This window comes from Echinicola sediminis, assembly GCF_054777495.1.
Genome location: NZ_BAAHAP010000020.1, coordinates 24,462 through 46,882, shown reverse-complemented (window position 1 = coordinate 46,882; position 22,421 = coordinate 24,462). Strand labels below are relative to the sequence as shown.

The window sequence follows — 22,421 nt, the reverse complement described above, 5'->3', positions numbered from 1 at the left end:
GCCAATGAAATCCGGATAATGTGCCTCGCGCATTGATAGTTCAAGAATCGATTAATAATGGTACCAACGAATATCAGTCAGTTTACAGAAGTCTTAGTCAATATGAAAACATGACCCTAAATAACATTTATCCCAATGAAAACCACTGTTTAATGGAGACATCCACTTCCATGGGCAGCATTAACAATTAACCAAAATACCAATGATTATGAAGAAAAATTTATACAGCCTTTACAAAGTAGGCAGATTTTGCCTGGCTGGGCTTGTCATGCAGGTATTTGTGCCAGATACCTTACTTGCAGCAGCACCGGAAAACTTTATGCCCTCTGATACGCCCAGCGTTCAAGCTGAGGCAAGAGTGAATATCAGCGGAACCGTTACGGATGAAGAAGGGGAGCCACTTCCAGGGGCGACAGTAACGGTTTTAGGTACCACCAAAGGTACAGTAACCGATGTGGACGGTAAATACGCTTTGGATGTAGAAAAGGGAGCTACCCTTCAGTTCTCCTTCATCGGTTTTGAAAAGAAGCAAGTCTTGGTGGGTAACCAAGCTGTTATTAATGTTTCCTTGGTGTTGGACAACAATTCTTTGGAGGAAGTAGTAGTGGTAGGTTATGGAGAAATGAAAAAATCCCATTTGACCGGTGCAGTTGAAACCTTGGATGCTTCAGAAATTGAAGACCTTCCTACCGGGGATATCAGTTCTGCTTTGGCCGGAAGGGTGTTAGGTGTAGGAGTAAGTGGGGGAAATACCCGTCCTGGTTCTCAAGCCTCCATCCGATTGAGGAATCCTGAATCCCTTTCAAAAGATGGAAACGGCACAGATCCACTTTATGTCATTGATGGAGTTTTACAGATTGGGGCAGATGGAAGCAACGATGCTTCAAGGTTCAATAATTTGGATCCTGCTGAAATAGAAAGCATTTCCTTCTTGAAAGATGCCTCTGCAGCCATTTATGGTTCCAGAGGTGCCAACGGTGCCATCATTGTCACCACCAAAAGGGGCAGAGATGGCAAGCCTAGATTCAGCTATAGTGGTTCTTATGGTGTCAATGATGAGGCCTATAGGACAAAGATGCTGAGCGCCTATGATTTCGGCATGTATTATAATATCATGAACGGTCCTTATGGCAAAAATGCTACCGAAGGAGATGACGACAGATTCTTTTCACAGGATGAATTGGATTATTTTAAAACCATCGATTATGACTGGTTGGAGGAAGCTTGGTCTAAGGCGTCTACCCAAAGACATAATTTGAACGTAAGTGGAGGAACTCAAAAGGCCAGTTATTTTGCCAGTGCTTCCTACTTTACCCAAGACGGTAACCTAAGTACCTTGGATTACGACCGATGGAACTTCAGAGCGGGAGCAGACATCGAGGTGATGGATAATTTGAAAGCAGGGCTTCAGGTGGCTGGTTATTATTCCGATAGAACCAAGACGTTCAATAAAATCGGAGGGGAGAACGATGAGAATGATTATAGAAACCTTTTGTTGTCGCCCAGATATATTCCGGCCTATGTAAACGGTTTCCCAGTGGATTTGCCAAGTAACCGTGTCGGTGATTACCATTATTTTGAAATTCAAAAATTGAATAACCTGGCTACCCAAAGGGATCAAAATATGAGCGTGAACTTATATGCTGAGTATGAGCTTCCTTTTATTAAAGGACTTAAGGCCAGACTTGCTTATGGTAGAAATATGGGGTCAGGTAGAGGTACCCAAGTGGGAACCAGATACACCTTGTATGAATTTGATCGTCTTGGGGACAATGGACATATTTATGATGGGGCAGAAGTTTCAAATAGCCGGGAATACAGAAACGGTGACAGGCTTTATTATTCCAACCAAAACTTCCTTTCTACCCAGACTAACTTTACGGTAAATTATGCCAATGATTTTGGACTGCATAGTGTAAGCGGCTTGTTCAGTATGGAGCGTGCGGAGGCAGAGTCTTCCCAAGAAGATGTATGGAAAGAGGAGCCTACCAGCTTTACCAACGGACAGTTCAGCACCGCTTTTGGAGGTATTGATGGAAGAACCACTGGTTCTGAATCAGGTTCTTTAGGCTATGTAGGCCGGGTGAATTATAGCTATGCCGATAAGTATTTGGCGGAATTCCTTTTCCGTTCGGATGCTTCTACCAAGTTTGCTCCTGAAAACTACTGGGGTAAGTTCTATTCCCTTTCTGCTGGTTGGGTCATTTCAAAAGAGGACTTCTTTAACTCCTCTTGGATCGATTTCTTGAAATTCCGTTATTCTGCCGGTATGCTGGGTCGTGATGAGGTCAAAGCATGGGGATGGAGACAACGATATACCTTCCAAAATGGAAAAGGTGGAGTTTTCGGAGGAAATGCAGAAGCTTCTACAGGGATGAAAATGGAAAGATCTCCCAACCGTGCTGCTACTTGGAGTGATGAGTTCAAGAATAACTTTGGTATCGATGCCAGGTTTATGGACAGCCGATTGTCTGCTGTGGTGGAAGCCTATTACAATAAGGAAACCAATAAGTTAATGGAAAGAACAGGAAATGTTCCTGTGACTGTTGGGGGTACTGTAGCTGCTGAGAACTTTGGAGAGATCAACTATTATGGTTTTGAACTTGGTTTGGGATGGAGCGATAATATCGGAGAATTCAGATATGGAGTAGACCTGCGGTATGGAAGATCCAATAACAAAGTGATCGTGGGCAATTTCAACGATGTAGATTCCATGTATCCATGGAGACCAAGTGCTGGACAGCCTACGGACAATGGTACTTGGGGATATGATTACTTGGGGATGTTCAGAACACAAGACGATATTGACCGGTATGTAGAGCAGTACGGCATTACTCAGGTTTTCGGAACAGTTTCCGATAACCTTCAGCCAGGAATGCTTTACTATAGGGACGTAAGAGGTCCGCTTCAAGCAGATGGTACCTTTGCTGGGCCTGACGGTGTTATTGATGAAAATGACCAGATCCAACTTGAAAAGGGCAATGCCAGTCACGGGATAGGCTCTACCATCAAACTGGGATATAAAGGATTCTCTCTAAATGCGGTCTTAGCGGCTTCATGGGGAGGCTGGTCAGAATATGATGCGAGAAAAGCCATGCATCAAAATATCAGCAGAACATTTGAGAGTGTTCCTGCTTACTGGGGAAATATCTATGATCCGACGTTGAATCCTAATGGTAGATTCCCTAATCCGGCACATGAGGATATCAGTTTGTCTCCTCGATCTGAATTCTGGAGAGTGGACAGCTTTAGAATGTTTGTCAGAAACATCAATGTAGGTTATAGCCTGCCTAAGCAGGTAACTGATAAGCTGAAAATCAGTAATGCCAGAATGTTCTTAACCATACTAAACCCGGTGAGCTTTTACAACCCTTACGGTTATAAAAACCCGATCGGTGGATCTTGGGAAAATTACCCTGTGTTGAGAACCTATTCAGCAGGACTGAACCTGTCATTGTAAGCTTAGTTGGAACCCAAAATTTTGAACGGACATGAAAATAATTAAAAATATATGGAGTTTAGCACTGGCCTTTTTAGTGCTAACAGGCTGTAATGATGACTTCTTAGAGGAGAAATCTGATCTCACAGGAGCGAATGAGGAGGTGTTTAAAGATCCTTCCATGGCTCAAGCCTATGTGGATTATGTATACTATCTCTTCTCACCAAGTAATAATGGTAGAAACTTGATTTGGGATCTTTTTGGGAACTTTGAGTTTGCCAAGAATACCGATGAGATGCCAGGAAGAAGTTCTATCAACGGTGAGTACTCACAGATTTCTTATACTGAGGACCATGCTTTGGAGTATTTCGGCGAGCGAATGAGTACAAGTCTCCGAAACAATACCTGGACCCGGATGAAGCAGATCAATCTGTTCTTGGCAGAGATTGATAAGCACGGGCTTCCGGAGCAGGTGAGGAATGAACTGAAAGGCCAGATGTATTTCTGGAGAGCTTGGCAATATTGGGATTTGGTGAAACTTTACGGTGGTGTACCATTGGTTTTGGAACCTCAAAATCCCATCATTGCCGATGCGGAAGAGACAGAAGTACCTAGAAGTTCGGCCAAAGAATGTATTGACCAAATCGTAGCAGACCTGGATTTGGCGATGGAATTATTGCCAGGTAAGTGGCCGTCTGAAGACTGGGGGCGTATTACCAGTGGAGCAGCTGCTGCCTTTAAGAGTAGGGTATTGGTTGCCTATGCCAGCCCTTTATTTAACAGAAGCGATGATCAATCAAGATGGCAAGATGCTTATGACGCCGCAACTGAGGCAAGAAGCATCCTTGAGGCAAACGGATTCGGTCTTTACGCAAAAGGAAATCTAGAAAATGGAGAGGCTTGGGAGAACATGTGGTTTGAGGAAGTAGACAATCCAGAGGCGGTCATGATCTATGGGTTTAATAACAGAACCTCTGATCAAACAAGGTTGAATAATGGTTGGGAAAATGCCTGTAGACCAAGAAACCTTGGGGGAGGCGGAAGAATGGAGCCGACCATCCAATTATTGGATGCTTTCCCAATGGCTGACGGTCGTCCTATAGGAGAGTCTCCTAATTATGATTACAGCTTGAACCGGTTCTACAAAAACAGGGATCCCCGATTCTATAAGACTTTTGTTTTCAACGGAGGTCAGTGGCCTTATAAAGAAGATGAAAACTACAGACACTGGAGCTACAGATGGTTTAAAAACGCCGCAGATGCTACGCCAAATAATACTACCGAGAAAAGTGGCGCTAACGCCAGTGGAGTCTATATGAGAAAATCCACCAATCCGAATGCTTCGAGTGCAGACAACTTTTCTGTAAGTGGTACTGATATTATGGAGATCCGTTTTGCGGAGTTGGTATTGGATATCGCAGAATCAGCTATCGGTATTGGAAACATTCAAGAAGGCTTGAATGCCATTATGGAAGTTAGAGAACGTGCAGGAGTAGAGAATTTGGATGGTACTTTTGGACTTGGAAGTGGTCTTAGCAGAGACGAAGCTTTTGCCAAGGTGCTTACTGAAAGGAAAATCGAATTCGCTTTTGAAGGAAGAAGGTTCTGGGACCTGAGAAGATGGTTGTTGATGGATGATACCTATGGTACCACAACAAGACTTGGATTTGAGCCTATTGATGGCATGAGAAGAAAAGGAATCTATGTGGTGGTGAAGAATGATGCCGGAGAACTATATGCCGGAGGAAATGATCCTTTGATCGGAGATGCCGATGGCAATGCCATTATCGTTAACCGTGCGCCGGATGAATACCCTGACGGCATAGAAAACGAAGAGCAGTACCTGGATTATCTGTACGAGAATTATTTTGAAGTGCGGATCAAGGATGATCTGGACCCAACCAATAATAACTGGACCTTTACCTGGTATCCTGAATACACCTTCTTTGGATTGAATGAGAACGTGTTAAGTACATCTCCGTATTTGGAGCAGACCATAGGATGGCCGAGTATGAATGGCCAAGGAACATTTGATCCTTTGGCTGAATAAGAAAGATAGAATGGTTTAATTGGATGAAAGCCTTCCCTTGTCGGTTCAGCCGATGATGGGAAGGTTTTTTTGTTGAAATGTTATGGGGCTCAAGGCCAAAGTTTAAAGCCGAAAGTTGGTTGAAGTTGTCCCGTCAGCTGTGCCGCGGTAGAAAATAAGTTAAGAGTTGTATTAACCCCTGATAACCATTTAAAACATAAAGGTGTTAAGGAAATTAAGAGGCCGCAGAAACCTTGAATGCTCCTTCATTTCTTCATGGTTTATTAGGATTTATCAAGCTCTTCCGTTGGTAATTCAGACGGGAATATTGGCCAAATGCCTATTACTAGGCTTTCACCTGTCCAGAAAAAAGCTGACAGGTTTTATCTAAAATAGCTCCCATCCCGAATCAGCCATCACTTATCCCGGTCCAGAAGTAAGTGGAGCAAAATCAATGGATTAAATAATAAATTGAAGGCTATAAGCATACACTCTATCATCATAGAAACAAACGATTACCAAAATGATCAAAGGATTATTAACCATAGCAGTGGGGTTGGCAGCAGTAGCTTCTGCTTTTGCGCAGTACCCCAAAGTACCGGCGGAGGCGCGGGCGAAGTCAGACTCCATCATGTCGGCCAACCAAAAGCTTTCCGATGAGGCTTGGGAGAAGGCCAGGCCCGTTGTATTGAAAGAAATGGAAGAAGGCAAGCCCTATGTGCCCTGGGCTTTCCGTCCGAGTGATCTGCCACAAGCGGATATCCCGGCTTTTCCGGGCGCTGAAGGCGGCGGAATGTACAGTTTTGGGGGCAGAGGCGGCAAAGTCATCACGGTGACCAGCCTTGAGGACCGAGGGCCTGGAACCTTGAGGGAAGCCTGTGAAACCGGCGGAGCAAGGATAGTGGTATTCAATGTGGCCGGAATCATCAAGCTAAAATCCCCATTGATCATCCGGGCTCCTTATATCACCATAGCAGGACAGACTGCTCCGGGGGATGGGGTCTGCGTGGCGGGAGAATCCGTTTGGGTGGATACGCATGATGTGGTGATCCGGCACATGCGGTTCAGAAGGGGGGAAACCTTTGTGGGCAGAAGGGATGATGCCATTGGAGGTAATCCAGTGGGCAATATCATGATCGACCACGTTTCTGCCAGCTGGGGACTGGATGAAAACATGTCCATTTATCGCCATATGTACAGCCCGGGAGGAGATTACAAGGAAGTAAAACGGGGCACGGTGAACATCACTATCCAGAACAGTATTTTCTCGGAAGCCTTGGATACTTATAACCATTCCTTGGGAAGTACCTTAGGTGGGGAGAACTGCTCTTTTATGAGAAACCTATGGGCCAATAATGCCGGCAGAAATCCCTCTATTGGTTGGAACGGTATTTTCAACTTCGTGAACAATGTGGTATTCAACTGGAGCCATAGGACTACCGATGGAGGAGACTATATGGCCAAGTACAATATCATCAACAATTACTATAAACCGGGACCGGTAACACCGAAGGATGAGCCGATCTCTTATAGGATTTTAAGGCCGGATGCCGTATTGTCCCGCTTGGATACCTTGGTATGGGGAAGAGCCCATATCACGGGAAATATTGTAGAGGGCAACGCCCAAGTAACTGCCGACAACTGGGAAGGCGGAATCCAACTGAACGGTAAGAAGGGAGAAATGACTTTGGATGAAGCGAAGTATTACTTCCCTAGAATCAAGTCCAACTCACCTTTTCCCAAGCCTGAAATGACGATCATGCAGGCCGATGAGGCTTATGCACATGTGCTGGAAAATGCGGGGGCTACTTTGCCCAAAAGAGATCCGGTGGATGAAAGGGTAATCAGAACGGTGAAAACCGGAAAACCTGAATATGCAAAAGGGCTTAATCCAGACGATTATTATCAGTTTGAGCACAGAAGGCTGCCTAAGGATGCTTATAAAATGGGCATCATTACCGATATTTCCCAAGTAGGTGGGTATCCGGAATATAAGGGCAAGCCCTACAAAGATGCAGATAAAGACGGTATGCCGGATGCTTGGGAGAAAAAGCATGGCCTAAACCCGGAGGACCCTTCGGATGCCACCGGTGACCTTAACGGAGACGGCTATACCAATATCGAAATGTATATCAATGGCATCAGTCCATCTTCCAGGGTAGATTGGACAAATCTGTCGAATAACCATGATACCTTGGCCGAAAACGGTCTGGGAAACTAGGCTTCGGCTTCGCTCAGCCACCAAACGAAAACGGAGGCTGAGCTTCGGTCCCTGAGCCTGTCGAAGGGTCGAAGCTTTGGTTGCTGAGCCTGTCTAAGCATTGAACCATTAAGGGATTAAGGCCATGAAGCCTCTTTTAGGGGGCTTAATTACCTTAATTCCTTAATGGTTTTCTTTTTAACATTCCAAGCTTCCAACTTTTCAATCCTGAAACCTTCCAATGCGCCACGGCGCACAAGTTTTTTCAATCTCCCAATTTCAAGTCTTCCTCAGTCAAAACATATCCCGTTTCAGTGCTACAATTTCCCTTTTCATCCTTTATACTAGGGTTTTAGCAGGATAGGTCAGGAAGGTTCTCTATATTAACTAAGTAACTTTACATAAGCGTTTTGGGGGAAGTATCGGGTTATTTGCGCAATCAATCAGGTGCTTTCCCTGTAAATGCATTAACAAATTAACATCATGCATCGGCATGTTGCATGCTGAGCCCTAAACCTAAAACACCGAATATGTTATTAAAAAAATCAAGTATACTAGTAAAAGGCTTAGGACTGGGACTATGCTCACTCCTATTGAGTTTCAGGGCCTTTGCACAATATCCTGAAATCCCGCCAGCTCTACAGGCAAAAACCGATTCTGTAATGGATTTGGAAGAAGCCAGATTGGACAAGGTATGGGAAAAAATTTATCCTACCATTGAAAAAGAAGCCAGAGATGGAAGGCCTTACCTACGATGGGCTTCCTATCCAAAAGACCTGGTAAAAGCGGAGATCCCAGCCTTTCCCGGTGCGGAAGGGGGCGGGGCCTACACTCCCGGAGGTAGAGGCGGAAAGGTTTATGTGGTGAGCAGCTTGGCAGACAGTGGCCCGGGCACATTGCGGGAAGCTTGTGAAGCCGGTGGTGCCAGAATCATCGTGTTCAATGTAGCCGGTATCATCCAGTTGGAAAAGCCCATCAGTCTCAGGGCTCCTTATGTGACCATTGCAGGACAGACCGCTCCGGGAGATGGAATCTGTGTGGCCGGTGAGACTTTTGCCATCGACACCCATGATGTGATCATCCGTCATATGCGGTTCAGAAGGGGTGCCACGGATGTTACCAGAAGGGATGATGCGTTGAGTGGCGATGCCATGGGCAATGTGATCATCGACCATTGCTCGGTAAGCTGGGGATTGGATGAAAACATTTCCATGTACCGCAACATGTTCCAGGCCAATGAAAAATCCAAAGTGGATAAATTGCCGGCCTCCAATATTACCATCCAGAATACCATTTCGTCCGAAGGGCTGGATACCTATAACCATGCTTTTGGAAGTACCATTGGCGGGCTGAACAGTACTTTTATCCGTAACCTTTGGGCAAATAATATTTCCAGAAACCCCTCCATTGGGATGTATGGAGATTTCACTTTTGTGAATAACGTTTTGTTCAACTGGTGGAACCGTTCTTTGGATGGGGGCGATTACCGCTCGCTGTTCAATATCATCAACAATTATTATAAACCGGGACCGATGACGCCCAAGGGAGAACCGATCAGCTATAGGATCATCAAGCCCGAGTCCGGCTATTTGGATCCCAAAACTTTTGGTCGCGCCTATGTGGAGGGCAATATAGTGGAGGGTAATCCTGAGGTGACCGCTAATAACTGGAATGGAGGAGTTCAGCCAGGAGACCTAAATCTTGAAGAGCGGAAAGAGCATTTTGCCTATATGCGGCAGTCCAAGCCTTTTGAAATGGCCCCTTTGCACATTATGAAGACCCAGGAAGCCTATGATTTTGTATTGGAAAATGTCGGAGCGATTTTACCTAAAAGGGATGAGGTGGATCAGAGAATCATCCATCAGGTGAAAACAGGGGAAATAAACTATCCGGATGGGCTGGAGATGGAAATCGGACAAGAATTTATCAACCGGAGGCTACCTGCTGATTCGTACAAAAAGGGTATTATCATCCACCCAGACCAAGTGGGAGGCTATCCAAAATATACCGGCAAATCCTATAAGGACACCGACAACGATGGAATGTCCGATGCCTGGGAAAAGAAATATGGTCTTGACCCGAAAGATCCTTCCGATGCCAATGAAGACATTAATGGGGACGGCTATACCAATATAGAAAAATACATCAACGGTATCGATCCCAAGCAAAAAGTGGACTGGACCGATTGGGAAAACAATAAGGATACCTTGTTGGAGCTTGCAAAGAAACAAGGGGGATTGTTGCAGTAAAGGCAGCTCATTTCGAAGCATCGGTCATTGAGCCTGTCGAAATGATGGATGTTGAAGCACCCTATCATACGTCACTGCGAGCGAACGTAGAGAGTGCGGCAGTCCCGACTTTTGTAGTTGAGATTGCTTCATAAGGGACATTTCGACAAGCTCAATGGTCCCTTATTCGCAATGACGGGGAGACTAATAAATCAGAAAGGAATAAAAAATCAATATGAAGATGAATATAAAAACATTGTGTTTGAGTGCGCTTTTGGTGGTGGGCATGGCCCGGTTGACGGTGGCGCAGGACTTTGATCCGGAATACGTAAAGGTAACCAATGAAAGGGCCAAGAAAATCGTGGACAATATGGATGTCCAAGATGCTGAAAAGGCCGCCAAAGTAACGGATTATATTGCCCATCAATACAGGAATCTCAGTGTCATCCATGATGAGCGTGATGCTTCCATAGAAAATGTCAAGGAGCTATACGAGGGTAAAAAGGAAGAGAAGAGCATCCAAAAGGCAGAGAAAAAGGCGGACAAAGCCATGGGGAAACTCCACAAGAAATATATAGGCCAGCTTTCTTCCGTGCTGACCGATGAGCAGGTGGAGGAGGTGAAGAACGGCATGACCTATAATGTCGCTCCCAATACATTTAAGGTGTATCAGGAGATGGTTCCTGATCTGACCGAAGAGCAAAAAGAAAAAATTTGGAGCTGGTTGGCTGAAGCCAGGGAGCATGCCATGGACGCAGGCTCTTCCCATGCCAAGCATGCCTGGTTTGGAAAGTACAAAGGGAAAATCAACAATTATCTTGCAGGTTTTGGAGTAGATTTAAAGCAGGCCGAAAAGGACATGTTTGCACGAAAAAAAGCAGCCAGCAATCAATAAATTGATAAAAGCAAAGACATATGCATAATTATTTGGGGTTTACTTGTTTAAATTCGGGGAAAGTGTTTTCTCCGAATTTTGTCTTGTTCGGGCTACTGTTATTTTTAAGTCAAATGGCATTTGCCCGACAGGATGAAAACCCCATCAGCATAAAGGAGGGGAAGCTCAGCTACCATGTCGATGAAAATGGGGACAGGCTTCCTGATTTTTCATACTGCGGTTATATGGCCAGTGAAAAGGCCATCCCTACTGTTCCCGTAAAAGTGCTTATTGAAGCCGATGGAAAGGATGCTACCGCAAGGATTCAGGCAGCACTGGATTATGTGGGGCAGCTACCGGCAGATGAGGAAGGCTTTAGAGGCGCGGTGTTGCTAGGCCCCGGTGAATTTGAAGTCAGCGGTCAACTGGTATTTTCCCAATCTGGTGTGGTGCTGAGAGGCAGCGGACTTGGTGAAGGCGGAACGGTCTTGCTGGGTACGGGGAAGACCAGGGAAACCTTGATCCGTGTGCTTGGAAGAGATGACAGGAAGTACGGGGATACCCTTCAAATAAGCAATGATTATGTACCGGTCAATGCGCAAAAGGTAACCATTGATGGAAATATCCAGCCAGGCAGCCAAGTGCTGGTGGTACGCCCTTCCACGCAGGAGTGGATTGACGAGTTGAATATGAATGAATTCGGTGGAGAAACCGGCTGGATAGGCTGGAAGCCAGGGGGACATAACCAATACTGGGAGAGAAAAATCACTGCATTTGACAATGGCCAGGTGGCCTTGGATGCACCGCTGACCAATGCCTTGGATCAGCAATATGGTGGAGGATATTTAGTGGCCTATGATTGGCCCGGACGAGTGGAGAAGGTGGGGATTGAAAACCTTTCCTTAAGATCCACTTATGATGAATCCAATCCCAAAGATGAGGATCACCGATGGTCTGCCGTTTCCTTTGAGCATGTTCAGGATGCCTGGGTAAGACAGGTGGACTTTAAGCATTTTGCCGGATCGGCTGTGGCTGTCTATAGGACAGGAAGAAGAATTACCGTGGAAGATTGCCGTTCTTTAGCGCCGGTCTCTGAGATCGGCAACGAACGCCGGAACACATTTTTTACCGAGGGGCAACAGACGCTTTTTCAGCGCTGCTACTCCGAGTACGGCTATCATGATTTTAGCACTGGTCTGGCCGTGGCAGGCCCCAATGCCTTTGTACAGTGCAAGGCCTATTTGCCCTACAGCTTTAGCGGAGCACAACAGGGTTGGGCTTCAGGGCTGCTGTTTGATGTGGTGCGCATAGACGGCCATAAGCTGGTTTTTGCCAATAGAAGCCAAGCAGGACGCGGGGCCGGATGGACGGCCGCCAACAGTGTCTTTTGGCAGTGCGATGCGGCATTGATACAGAATTATAACCCTCCTACTGCCCAAAACTGGGCCTTTGGCACCTGGGCGCAATTTGAGGGCGATGGCTACTGGATAGAGAGCAACAATCATATCACACCGAGGAGTTTATATTATGCCCAGTTGGAAGACAGGTTGGGGGAACTGCCCTTTGATCCGCAGCTGATGCCTTTGGACACAAAGCCGACCACAAGTCCTACACTTGAAGAGGCCCGAGAGCTCACCATTTTGGCCAGGGAAGAGCTTCTGACCTTGGAGGCATGGGTAAGCCAGGCACCGGAAAGAAATCCGATTGAACTTACTAAAGGTGAAGCGAAGAGCCTGAGAGACTTGAAAATTGACATTAAGGAAAGCAACACCCAGATCAAGGCTCCGCAGGTAAAGGTGCAAAATGGCCGTTTGGTTTGGGAGGGTCAGCTACTGACAGGAAATACCCAATCCGTGGAATGGTGGAGAGGAAGCCTGCGGCCCAGAGATGTAGAAAGAGCGCGGCCACATGTGACCAGGTTTGTACCGGGCAGGTACGGAAAAGGGTACACCGACCTGATTCCAGAGACGGTCCAAACCATGAAAGCAAACGGCAGTGTGGCGTTGGACCATAATTATGGACTTTGGTACGAGCGAAGGAGGGATGACCACGAACGTGTAAGGCGTTTAGATCCGGATGTATGGCCGCCCTTTTATGAACAGCCCTTTGCCAGAAGCGGACAGGGAGAGGCCTGGGACAGGATGAGCAAATACGACCTGACCAAATACAGCTATTTTTATTGGAGCCGTCTGGATCAGTTTGCTGATCTGGCAGAGCAGGAAGGTATCATCCTGATGCACCAAAACTACTTCCAGCACAATATTCTGGAGGCTGGAGCGCATTGGGCGGATTCTCCTTGGAGGCCTGCCAATAATATCAACGAAACAGGATTCCCAGAACCGCCTCCTTATGCGGGGGACAAAAGAATTTTCCTGGATGAACAGTTTTATGACATCCACCATCCGGTACGTAGGGAACTGCACCGGCAATATATCAGGCAATGTTTGAACAATTTTGCAGACAACAGCAATGTCCTGCAGTTTACCAGTGCGGAATATACCGGACCCTTGCATTTTATGCAGTTTTGGCTGGATGTGGTGGCTGAATGGGAAGCCGAGACCGGTAAAGAGGCTTTCATTGCTTTAAGTGCCACCAAGGATGTTCAGGATTCCATTTTGGCCGATCCTATCCGCAGCCAATTGGTCGATGTGATCGATATCCGTTATTGGCATCCCTCGGAGGAGGGGGACTATTCACCCATGGGGGGCATGCATATGGCCCCTAGGCAACATGCCCGTAAGGTGAAACAAGGAAAGGAAACACCGGAAGCCATTTTTGAAGGGATTCAGCGGTATAGAAAAGCTTATCCGGATAAAGCAGTGATTTACTCCACCCCTGCAGGGAGCCGCATGGGCTGGGCAGTGCTTTTTGGCGGGGCATCATTGCCCAATTTGTCAGAGGTGAATGCCCAAGGTTTTAAAGAAAGTCTGGCCACTATGGAGGTAAAGGATGCGGAAGAAGGCTGGAGAATGGAAAATGAAGCCGGAGAACAGTTGATCTATACCAGCGGAAACAGCCAAAAGGTAGACCTGTCCGCTCATAAAGGCAGGCTGGAGGTGTTTGTGATCCAGCCGGAAGATGGCACCATTGTCAAACAGGTAAAGGTCAAAGGAAACCAGCTGCAGGAGATCAGTTTGCCAGGAGAAGGCGAGTGGGTGCTGTGGGTGAGGAAATAGAAAATAGACGCTAGACAATAGATACAAGATGTTAGATTGAACTCATGGCATGACTCAAAGTCATGCCATGAGTATGAGACTGTTGCTGCTGTTCAGGATTTGCAATCCTGAACCATAATAAAGGGGATTTTTTAATCCCCACTAAGTAAATGAATTTCATGAGTATTAAGCTCTTATTCATGCCATGACTTCAAATCATGGCATGAATATCAAACAAGGAATACCCACAATAACCAAATATGAGACAATCAATTTTATTCTTTCTGCTATCCTTGCTTACAGGTGTTGTATGGGGGCAAAATCCGGTGCCGGAGAAGCCCCGTATTCTTATCAGCACGGATATAGGAGGCACCGATCCCGACGATAACCAGTCCATGGCCCATTTGCTGATGTACAGCGATAAGTTTGACATTGAGGGATTGGTCTCCTCTCCCTATGGTGAGGGCAGAAAGGAGGAAATCCTGCGGATGATAGACCTTTATGAAAAGGATCTGTCAAAGTTAAAAGCCCATCAAAAGGGCTTGGCTTCTCCGGATGACCTGAGAGTGGTGACCAAGCAGGGCAGCAAGGATATAGCACCTTTTTTAGGCTACGCAAAAGCTACGGAAGGTTCTGAATGGATCATTCAATGTGCCAAAAGGAAAAGCGAGCGCCCGCTTTGGGTATTGGTTTGGGGAGGACTGGAAGATGTGGCGCAGGCCCTGCACGATGCACCCGAAATCCAGGACAACATCCGTGTTTATTGGATCGGAGGTCCCAACAAGAAATGGAGCGTCAACAGCTATTCCTATATCGCCCATAACTTCCCTGAGCTTTGGTTTATTGAATCCAATGCCAGCTACTATGGTTTTTTCTCTGATAATGGAGTTCCTGATCATTTGAGTGGTGATAAGTATTTTGCCAATTACATCGATGATGCGGGTCATTTGGGTAAGGATTATGATGATAACCACTATCAAGGAAAGCTGAAAATGGGGGATACCCCGACAGTACTTTATATGATGGACGGGGATCCAATGGATCCAACTAGGGAAAACTGGGGTGGCAGTTACACGAAAATAAACCATAGCCCCAGGATGATCTTTCACAGAAATACCGACTTGTCGGATACGGTAACGGTTTATGCTGTTTTGGAATTCCACTTTAAAGGTCCTGAGCTGGATATCCCAGTGGATTCCGCCTGTTTTGTCATGACAGTACAGGCGGGGATCGGCGAGCAGAAATGGGACGGCTATTACTTGGGGAATGGAGAGTATGCCGTCAAATATTCCCCTAAGAAAACGGAAACGCTGAGCTATAAGGTGACTTCTGATATTCCCGGCTTCCCTGAGCAAAGCGGGAGCTTTGTGGTGGATAATGTCTGGCCAGGAATTGACCGGCCAACCAATTATAAACTTGGGGCCAACTGGTATTCGGACCGCTCGGATCCTGATCTGTTTGATGCTAACTGGCAAGGGGCCAAGACGGTATTGAAGTGGAGAACGGAAGTCTTGCTAGATTGGGCTGAAAGGTGGGCCTGGCTGAAGTAGAGGGGAAAGATATTAGACACAAGACATGAAATCAGTTTGAAATAGAGATTCATGGCATGACTCAAAGTCATGCCATGAATACCCTGCTGTTCAGGATTTGCAATCCTGAACCAAAATAAAGGGGATTTGTAATCCCCAATAACCTAATAACTAAATAACCTAGTAACTAAATAACGAATAACTACATACACATATGAAACTCAACATAACACTGGGCATTGCAGCCCTCACCCTTGGAGGTCTTTTGGCCTGTCAAGGCAACAAAAAAAATGAACAGACGGCAGTAGCCCCTGTGGAGGTCCCCGAGGGGCTGCCCTTGTTAAAGGTGGCCGACAATAAACGCTATTTCGAAACAGAAGATGGGAAACCGTTTTTCTGGTTGGGGGATACCGGCTGGTTGTTGTTCAATAAGTTAAAGCGGGAGGAGGCAGAAAAATACCTGGAAGACCGCAAGCAAAAAGGCTATAATGTAATCCAGGTCATGACCCTGCACACCCTTGAGGCGGTCAATGCCTATGGGGACAGTGCCTTGGTCAATAAGAATGTGGCAAATCCTTTGACAACTGTCGGTAGTGAATTTGCTGATTCCACTGCCTATGATTTTTGGGACCATATAGACTTTGTGGTGAGAACTGCAGAAGAAAAGGGACTTTACATGGCCATGGTGCCGGTTTGGGGAAGCAATGTCAATGATGATGGAGTGACAGTAGAAGAAGCCCAATCCTATGGGGAATTTTTGACGCTTCGTTATAAAGACCATCCCAACGTCATTTGGCTTAATGGCGGAGATACCTTTGGAAATGAATATACCGATGTGTGGAATGCTTTGGGAAATGCCTTGGACAAAGGGGATCCGTACCACCTGATTACTTTCCATCCGCGCGGAAGGATGCAGTCCTCTGATTGGTTTGCCAATGAGCCTTGGATGGACTTTCATATGTTCCAGTCCGGGCACAGAAGGTACGATCAGGACGATACCGAGCGGGCTTATGGTGAGGACAACTGGAAGTATGTGCAGGCAGATTACCAGCTGGAACGGGCGATGCCGACCATTGATGGTGAACCTTCTTATGAAGGGATACCCCAAGGCCTGCATGATCCGAAGGAAGGTTTTTGGCATGCTGAAGATGCCAGGCGATATGCATATTGGGCGGTATTTAGTGGGGCTGCCGGGCATACTTACGGACATAGTGCGGTGATGCAGATGCATAGACCGGAGGATGGTGAAGTAGGGGCCTATGGCAATACCAAATTGTGGACAGATGCGCTGAATGATCCGGGTGCCGGGCAAATGCAGTACTTGAAAGAGTTGATTTTGAAATTTCCTTATATGGAGCGGGTGCCGGATCAGTCGTTGATCGCCAATCAGGGAGAGAAGCACGAGTATCTGGCCGCTACCAGGGGGAGCACCTATGGCCTGATCTATACCTATACAGGGAGGTCTATTCAGGTAAATACCGAAGTGATAGAAGGAGAAAGGTTTACTGCCAGCTGGTTTAACCCACGAAATGGAGAGATGACCGAAATAGGTGAATTGGAGGCCAATGGTGTTCAGGAGTTCAAGCCGGACGGGAAGGTGCAGGATGGTAACGACTGGGTTTTGGTGCTAAATTACAAGTAGAGAATGTAAACGTCACTGCGAGGACGACCCTTAGGAAGGACGCGGCAGTCTTATTTATTAGGATGCGAGATTGCTTCTCCGCTGGGCGGATCGCAATGACGAAGACCATTACTAATTTTCTTGCCAAAATAATCTATGAAAAAGTACTATTCGATATTATTTATTCTGAGTTTTATTGTTTGCCAAGCAGCTTACGCTGTGAACTCTCCCGGTTGGACCAACATCCTGGAAGTGGGGGGCAACAATGAGGGGCAATTGTGCACCGATGCCATTCAGGGAGCCATTGAAAAGGCCGCTGAAGCAGGGGGTGGCACTATCTATTTTCCTGCCGGGGATTACCTCACAGGGGCCATCAAACTGAAAAGCAATATTACCTTGCATTTGGATGCAGGGGCAGTGCTGCGCTTCTCTACCAATTTTGACCATTACCTTCCTTTTGTGCAGATGCGCTGGGAAGGCAGTGTAATGCAGAATTTCTCTCCCTTGATCTATGCCTATGAGGCAGAGAACATTGCCATTACCGGGAGGGGCAAGATCGACGGGCAAGGCTACGACTGGTGGATGGAAATGTACCGTATCCACGAGGCAGACCCTGAGACGCTCGAGGAAACCAAATACCAGAAGATGTGGACAGAAGCCAATCAAGGTTTGGAAACCGAGGGTTATTATCAAAAAACTATGGGATTGAAGTTTTTCAGACCGCCTTTGATACAACCATTTAGGTGCAAGAATGTCCGGATTGAAGGAGTGACCATTGTCAATTCGCCCTTTTGGACAGTCAACCCGGCTTTTTGCGATAACGTAACCATTACCGGTGTGACCATCGAAAACCCGCCTTCACCCAATACTGACGGCATCAATCCTACCAGCTGCAAAAATGTGCATATTTCTGACTGCCACATCAGTGTCGGTGATGACTGCATTACGATCAAATCGGGTAGGGACATCGATGGCAGAAAGTGGGATACGCCAACAGAAAATGTGACCATCACCAACTGTACCATGCTCAGTGGACACGGGGGGGTAGTGATAGGCAGCGAGGTATCGGGCAGCATTAGAAAGATCACCATATCCAATTGTGTCTTTGACGGGACGGACAGAGGCATCCGCCTCAAAGCCGCCAGAGGCCGCGGAGGTGTGGTCGAAGAAATCCGAGTGGACAATGTGGTCATGAAGGACATCAAGCTGGAGGCAATCGTGATGAACTTGTTCTACGATAAGAATACCAAAGAGGGGCCGGTGACGGAAAAAACACCGGTTTTCCGAAATATCCACATTTCCAATGTGACCGGTTCGAATGTCAATGCGGCAGGGAAAGTCTTGGGAATTCCCGAGATGCCCATAGACCGTATCAGTTTTTCCAATATCAATATGGAAGCCAAGGAAGGACTTTCCATTCATACCGCCACCAATGTGGAATTGCATGATGTGGAGATCAGCACTGAACGGGGGCCTTCTTTGAAAGTGGAGGAAGTGCAGGGGTTGATCCTGGATAATGTCAAGAGCAGGAAACCACATGCAGCCCGGCCGGTGGTGGAGTTCAAAAATGTCAACAATGCCATGGTGAGCAATAACTTTCCGATGGTGGAAACCCCAAGTTTTATTGATGTCCTAGGGGAAAAGTCAGAGAAAATATTTATCCAGAACAACCAGTGGGGCAATGTCAAAAAACCAGTGGTAAAAGGAGAAGAAGTAAACGAAGGTGCAATAGAGATGGAGTGAGGGTATTGATCCTTGGAGGGGTTGATAAGCCCAGGTTGGTTTTATTACCGTCCCCGTACAGTTGTCGGGACAGGCACTTCGAGAAATTGAAATCTTCCAAAAGTAAAGGAATAAAATGACAGTTGTAATTTCTCTTCGTCATTGCGAACGCAGTGAAGCAATCTCCTTTCATGGAAGCGAGACTGCCGCGTCGTACCTCCTCGCAGTGACGATTCCAGTCAATGGCAGACTTAGAAGAAAATAACCTATGAATAGAAGATTTAGCAAGCGTTTTTTGAGTTTAGTTATCCTTTTTTCAGGCCTTATGCTGCTTGGCTGCCAGCCTGAAAAGGAGTATTATATTTTTACCTCATTTAGAGAACCTGCCGATGAAGGGCTTTACTTGGCCTATAGCGAGGACGGCTACCATTGGCAAGACCTCGGAGGTTCCTATTTGCCCCCTGAGGCCGGTAAAAGCAAGATCATGCGTGATCCCTCCGTGGTAAAAGGCCCAGACGGTACTTACCACATGGTCTGGACCACAGATTGGAAAGGCGGCAATGGCTTCGGCTATGCCAGCACGAAGGACTTTATTCACTGGTCAGAGCAAAAGTTTGTTCCGGTCATGGCGCATGAACCGGAGGTGGTCAATGTCTGGGCTCCTGAAATCTTTTACGATGATGAAGAGGGACTCTACATCATCATATGGGCCTCGACCATCCCTTTCCGCTATGAGAAAGGGCAGGAGGAGGAGCAGAACAACCACCGGATGTATTATACCACCACCAAGGATTTTGTAGATTTCACCCCAACCGAACTTTTTTTGGAGCCTGGTTTTAGCGTGATTGATGCGGTGATTGTAAAAAGGTCCAAGGAAGATTATGTGCTGGTGCTGAAGGACAATACCCGACCAAACAGGAACATAGAAGTGGCATTTGGTAAATCTCCATTGGGGCCTTGGGAAAATATATCCGAACCCTTTTCGGATTTCCTTACCGAGGGGCCTACGGTGGTCAAGCCAGATAACAATTGGTTGATTTATTACGACAGCTATGGAGCCAAAACCTATGAGGCGGTCAGTACTCAGGATTTTAAAACCTTTACCAATATTGCTGATCAGATCAGTTTGCCGGAAGGCCATAAGCACGGTACGATCAGCACCATTTCGGCAGAGATCCTGGAAGAGTTAAAGGAAGCAGCGAAAACAAAATAGCAGATGAAGATTTTATATAGATTAAAGAGCCATGAACAAAGCGCAAAGAGTGGATACGATTCTTTGACGTCATTGCGCGGAGGGACGACGAAGCAATCTCGTTTAAATAAGGAAGAGACTGCCACTCCTCTGCAGTGGCTCGCAGTGACGTTTCTTTCAATGATTGGGGGAACGTCGAAGCAACGAAAGCTGTTCCTGATTTGCAATCAGGAATTTGGGATAAAGGGGATTTGCCATCCCCAAATTAAAAAAAGTCCTCAGAATAAAGCATTACCAAAAACCTTGGTGAATTTTGCCGGTCGAGGGGCTTTGTTTGCCTTCCTTTTTTGTGCAATGTTTTTCAGTTCCCCTCAGCTTTCTGCCCAGGACACCCTCCATTACAGCGGCAAGACCCTGTCCAGGGTGGATTATCACCATGGGCAGCTGAAACCGGCGATAGGAGTACACACGGTGCAGACCATGCGAGCCAACAGGGAATATCCCGAAAAGGGTGATGGTTTCGGTTGGACCTATAACCATGCCCCGATGATTGCCTATTGGAAAGGGAAGTTCTACCTGGAGTACCTGAGTGATCCGGTTGGTGAGCATATTGCACCGAGCCAGTCCCTTATCCAGATCTCTTCCGATGGCTACGAATGGACCCAGCCGGAGGTGATTTTTCCTCCCTATCGGATTCCCGATGGGACTACTAAAGAAGACCATGAGGGTGTAGCCAAGGATTTGGATGCCGTGATGCACCAGCGAATGGGTTTCTATGTGGCGGATAACGGAAAATTCCTGGTACTGGCTTACTATGGCATTTCACTGGATGCAAAAGACGGCCCTAATGATGGGAATGGAGTAGGAAGAGTGGTGAGGGAAATCAAGGAAGATGGCAGCTATGGCCCGATCCATTTTATCCGTTATAACCATGGCTGGAATGAAAAAAACACTTCCTATCCATTTTATAAAAAGAGCAAGGATAAGGCCTTCGTGAAGGCCTGTGATGAGTTGCTGGGCAAACCGCTGATGATGCAGCAGTGGGTGGAGGAAGCGGACCGTGATGATCCTTTGATTCCCTTGAAGGAGCAATACAAAGCTTTTAGCTATTATCATCTTCCTGATGGCCGGGTGGTGGGGCTTTGGAAGCATGCCCTGACCAGTATCAGCAAGGATGAGGGAGAAACCTGGGAATACAATCCACTCCGGGCACCGGGTGTGGTGAACGGAAATGCCAAAATCTGGGGGCAGCGTACTGCTGATGGAGCTTATGCCACGGTGTATAATCCTTCAGAATTCCGTTGGCCATTGGCCGTGTCCACCAGTAAGGACGGGCTGAATTATACCGATTTGCTTCTTGTCCATGGGGAAATTACCTCCATGCGCTATGGGGGAAATTACAAGTCTTATGGTCCCCAATATGTAAGGGGGATTTTGGAGGGCAATGGTACTCCTCCGGATGGAAAAATGTGGCTGAGCTATAGTGTAAACAAAGAAGATATTTGGGTGGCTGCTGTTCCTACCCCGGTAACAGCAGAAGCATCTGGCCATGCCAACGAAGTTTTTGATGAACTGCCGGATGGCAGAGAGCTGGCACTATGGAATACCTACAGCCCACTATGGGCAAAGGCACAAATAGAAGAACAAGGTGGCAGCAAGTATTTGGCACTTCACGACAAAGACCCATTTGATTATGCCAAAGCCCAAAGGATCGTTCCTTCCAGCAAGCAGATGAGTGTGGAGTTTACGGTGATCCCGCAACAGGATGGCCATGGCAAACTGCAGATCCAGATCCAGGACAGCAAAGGCCGTCCAGGGGTGGAGTTGATATTTGATGAGGATGGCATGTTCAAAACCCGGGCAGGTTACCGGATGAATACCCTAACGGAATATAAAGCAGGAGAAAGCTATCAGGTGAAACTGGAGTTGAATGCGGAGACACGCTTTTATCAGATTTGGGTAAACGGGGAGAAAAAAGGACCAAAGCTGTTCTTTGCGCCTTTGGACGCCATGGAAAGGGTGGTGTTCAGGACGGGTACCCAGCGGTATTTTCCTACAGCGGAAACTCCCACTGACCAAGACTATGACCTAGAGAATGCGGGAGAGGAAGTGCAGGAAGCGGTTTATTACCTGAAATCCTTGGTGACATATTAGGGGGAGGATGAAGTGAGTGGTACGAAGTGGGAAGTACGAGGTTTGAAGTACGAAGTGGCTGACAGCGCGTCAAATGGAATACTGAATGATGAATATCCAATGTCGAATGAAGAATGATCCAAGAAATTACGATATATGAAGTAAATGATTGGATCGAAAATCCAATTAAAAAAAGGATGAACACAGATTTGAAGGAAAAAATAACCACATCTGTGTTAATCTATATTCATCTGTGGCTAATATTCCGCTTCAAGTAACAGCATATTGACAGCTATGAG

The 22,421-nt window shown here is 46.6% G+C and carries 11 protein-coding genes; all 11 read left to right on the top strand.

Annotation, left to right across the window (positions count from 1 at the left end):
• Nucleotides 1-208: 208 nt before the first annotated feature.
• The 11 genes from ACYVAA_RS07500 to ACYVAA_RS07450 all read left to right on the top strand — a co-directional run bounded on the left by ACYVAA_RS07500 (nucleotide 209) and on the right by ACYVAA_RS07450 (nucleotide 22,143).
• Nucleotides 209-3,460: a SusC/RagA family TonB-linked outer membrane protein gene (locus tag ACYVAA_RS07500; RefSeq protein WP_460540093.1), complete on the top strand. Its 3,252-nt coding sequence runs from the start codon at nucleotides 209-211 to the stop codon at nucleotides 3,458-3,460.
• Nucleotides 3,461-3,491: 31 nt separating this feature from the next.
• Nucleotides 3,492-5,489 (top strand): RagB/SusD family nutrient uptake outer membrane protein, encoded by a 1,998-nt coding sequence (locus ACYVAA_RS07495; protein ID WP_460540091.1) that lies wholly within the window; start codon nucleotides 3,492-3,494, stop codon nucleotides 5,487-5,489.
• A 502-nt stretch (nucleotides 5,490-5,991) separates the two neighbouring features.
• Nucleotides 5,992-7,689 (top strand): pectate lyase family protein, encoded by a 1,698-nt coding sequence (locus tag ACYVAA_RS07490; protein WP_460540089.1) that lies wholly within the window; start codon nucleotides 5,992-5,994, stop codon nucleotides 7,687-7,689.
• A 509-nt stretch (nucleotides 7,690-8,198) separates the two neighbouring features.
• Entirely contained in the window at nucleotides 8,199-9,917 is a 1,719-nt protein-coding gene (locus ACYVAA_RS07485) for a polysaccharide lyase (RefSeq protein ID WP_460540087.1), read from the top strand.
• Nucleotides 9,918-10,137: 220 nt separating this feature from the next.
• On the top strand, nucleotides 10,138-10,791 hold the full coding sequence (locus tag ACYVAA_RS07480; RefSeq protein ID WP_460540085.1) for a DUF3826 domain-containing protein: 654 nt from the start codon (nucleotides 10,138-10,140) through the stop codon (nucleotides 10,789-10,791).
• Nucleotides 10,792-10,904: 113 nt separating this feature from the next.
• Nucleotides 10,905-13,946: a DUF6298 domain-containing protein gene (locus tag ACYVAA_RS07475; RefSeq protein ID WP_460540083.1), complete on the top strand. Its 3,042-nt coding sequence runs from the start codon at nucleotides 10,905-10,907 to the stop codon at nucleotides 13,944-13,946.
• 239 nt (nucleotides 13,947-14,185) lie between these two features.
• Nucleotides 14,186-15,475 carry a nucleoside hydrolase-like domain-containing protein gene (locus ACYVAA_RS07470; protein WP_460540081.1) on the top strand — a complete coding sequence of 430 codons (1,290 nt, stop codon included), beginning with the start codon at nucleotides 14,186-14,188 and terminating at the stop codon, nucleotides 15,473-15,475.
• 193 nt (nucleotides 15,476-15,668) lie between these two features.
• Nucleotides 15,669-17,096 carry a glycoside hydrolase family 140 protein gene (locus ACYVAA_RS07465; RefSeq protein ID WP_460540079.1) on the top strand — a complete coding sequence of 476 codons (1,428 nt, stop codon included), beginning with the start codon at nucleotides 15,669-15,671 and terminating at the stop codon, nucleotides 17,094-17,096.
• A gap of 135 nt (nucleotides 17,097-17,231) precedes the next feature.
• Complete coding sequence (locus tag ACYVAA_RS07460; protein WP_460540077.1) at nucleotides 17,232-18,818, top strand: glycoside hydrolase family 28 protein; 1,587 nt, start codon at nucleotides 17,232-17,234, stop codon at nucleotides 18,816-18,818.
• A gap of 247 nt (nucleotides 18,819-19,065) precedes the next feature.
• Nucleotides 19,066-20,010 carry a glycoside hydrolase family 43 protein gene (locus ACYVAA_RS07455; protein WP_460540075.1) on the top strand — a complete coding sequence of 315 codons (945 nt, stop codon included), beginning with the start codon at nucleotides 19,066-19,068 and terminating at the stop codon, nucleotides 20,008-20,010.
• A 3-nt stretch (nucleotides 20,011-20,013) separates the two neighbouring features.
• On the top strand, nucleotides 20,014-22,143 hold the full coding sequence (locus tag ACYVAA_RS07450) for a six-hairpin glycosidase (protein ID WP_460540073.1): 2,130 nt from the start codon (nucleotides 20,014-20,016) through the stop codon (nucleotides 22,141-22,143).
• Nucleotides 22,144-22,421: the final 278 nt, after the last annotated feature.